General features: G+C 54.2%; 2 protein-coding genes. One reads left to right on the top strand and one right to left on the bottom strand.

Annotation, left to right across the window (positions count from 1 at the left end):
- On the bottom strand, positions 1-243 hold a 243-nt coding region (locus IPZ49_RS23290; RefSeq protein WP_071988032.1), incomplete at its 3' end, for a hypothetical protein.
- A 428-nt stretch (positions 244-671) separates the two neighbouring features.
- On the opposite strand from IPZ49_RS23290, the gene ltrA reads away from it, so the two are divergent.
- Complete coding sequence (ltrA, locus tag IPZ49_RS22640) at positions 672-2,180, top strand: group II intron reverse transcriptase/maturase (RefSeq protein WP_001189111.1); 1,509 nt, start codon at positions 672-674, stop codon at positions 2,178-2,180.
- The last annotated feature ends 92 nt before the right edge of the window (positions 2,181-2,272 follow it).

Raw genomic sequence — 2,272 nt, 5'->3', positions numbered from 1 at the left:
GTGTGCCCGGAGTTCAGGGCGGGCATGGATGCTTAAATGAACCGCGAGTCTGTCTGGAATATTGAACCGGTAACTCACGATGAGAAACCCAACAATCCCACCGGGTGTGACGGTGGAGAACCTGAGCGGCAGTGACCTGCGGCATGCCCGCAGGGTGATGTAACCCGCTGACAACGGGGATTGAGGCGAGATCACTAAGCCGAGATGATCCTCAAGGTTAAGTACTGAAAGGCTGAAGAACATGAACCCGTTAATCCGCCTCTGTGGGTTGAAAACGTCACCACGGCCTACGTGATCTGACAGGCCGTGCAGGAGGAACTGGCAGTGATACGTAAGCACTGCCGGTCGAAGGTGTTTTGACATGTATGCGAAACACCGGGGCAGCAGCGTCTATCACGCTTGCGTTGCTGACTTCTGCCAACTTGCGGCAAGCAAGGATAAAGAGTGCGACGGGCAGCCTCCTCAGTATGCCTGAGTCCAGGCAGGTAAACCGGGGAAGGTCAGCGACGGATGTTAAGGGGGCATGGCTCCGATGACGCGCTGGCTGGCGGAGCTTCCGTAGTAGTCCGCGATGGGGAAAGCCCATTACATGGCGAAGGGAAGCAGTTTGAATGTGTTTGCGACGTGAATTAACTGACCTAACGAGGTGAAGACCTTTGATAATCAGCGAAATGCAACGCAAGCTTGCCACATGGGCAGCCACCGATCCGTCCCTACGGATTCAACGGCTGCTGCGTCTGATAACACAACCAGAATGGCTGGCTGAAGCGGCGCGGATCACGCTTTCATCAAAGGGGGCCCATACCCCCGGCGTTGATGGCGTGAACAAAACAATGCTACAGGCCAGACTGGCTGTTGAGCTGCAAATCCTCAGGGATGAATTACTCTCAGGCCACTACCAGCCCTTGCCCGCCAGACGGGTTTACATCCCTAAAAGCAACGGCAAACTGCGACCACTGGGTATCCCCGCGTTGCGGGATCGTATTGTTCAGCGGGCCATGCTGATGGCGATGGAGCCGATATGGGAGAGTGATTTTCATACGCTCTCATATGGCTTCCGGCCTGAGCGCAGTGTCCACCACGCGATCCGCACGGTGAAATTACAGCTCACAGACTGTGGTGAAACCCGGGGACGCTGGGTGATTGAAGGCGACCTGTCCAGTTACTTCGACACCGTACATCATCGACTGCTGATGAAGGCTGTACGCCGCAGGATCAGTGACGCACGTTTCATGACTCTGCTGTGGAAAACCATCAAGGCGGGACATATCGATGTCGGTCTCTTTCGGGCGGCCAGTGAAGGTGTACCACAGGGCGGTGTTATATCGCCGCTATTATCGAACATCATGCTGAATGAGTTCGATCAATACCTGCATGAGCGCTACCTGAGCGGGAAAGCCAGAAAAGATCGGTGGTACTGGAATAACAGTATCCAACGGGGCCGAAGTACGGCGGTCAGAGAAAACTGGCAGTGGAAACCCGCGGTGGCGTACTGCCGCTATGCCGATGATTTTGTCCTCATCGTCAAAGGCACCAAAGCACAGGCGGAAGCCATCAGGGAGGAGTGTCGGGGTGTGCTCGAAGGCAGTCTGAAACTCAGGCTGAACATGGATAAGACTAAAATCACCCATGTTAATGACGGCTTTATCTTTCTGGGGCACAGGATCATTCGCAAACGCAGTCGTTATGGCGAGATGCGAGTGGTCTCAACGATCCCGCAGGAGAAAGCCAGAAACTTCGCCGCATCGCTGACAGCACTGTTATCAGGCAACTACAGTGAAAGCAAAGTCGATATGGCTGAACAACTCAACCGAAAACTGAAAGGCTGGGCCATGTTCTATCAGTTCGTTGATTTTAAGGCCAAAGTCTTCAGTTATATCGACCGTGTCGTGTTCTGGAAGCTGGCTCACTGGCTGGCCCGCAAATACCGTACAGGTATCGCTTCCCTGATGAGGTGGTGGTGTAAATCACCGAAACCGGGTCAGAGCAAAACGTGGGTTTTATTTGGTAAAACCAATCACGGCAAGCTCAGCGGCGAAATACTGTACCGGTTGGTGGGGCAAGGCAAGAAGCTGTTCCGCTGGCGGCTACCCGAAGGTAATCCCTATCTGAGGACGGAGACCAGAAACACGTATACATCGCGCTTTACAGAAGTGGCAATGGCGTTCGCCAGCATTTAAATGGAGAGCCGGATGCGCTGAAAGGTGCACGTCCGGTTCGGGGAGGAGAGGCAGGGAAATAGTCCGACTACGCCCTGCCTCTTACTCTACTC

Origin of the sequence: Enterobacter cloacae complex sp. S2 (assembly GCF_015159675.1) — a bacterium.
Lineage (GTDB): Bacteria > Pseudomonadota > Gammaproteobacteria > Enterobacterales > Enterobacteriaceae > Enterobacter > Enterobacter intestinihominis.
Note: the sequence above shows the minus strand (reverse complement) of the source record. Positions and strands in the feature narration are given on the sequence as shown.

Excerpts from the sequence above, each read along its gene's own strand:
- ltrA (WP_001189111.1), top strand. The coding sequence starts at position 672 with ATGCAACGCAAGCTTGCCACATGGGCAGCCACCGATCCGTCCCTACGG.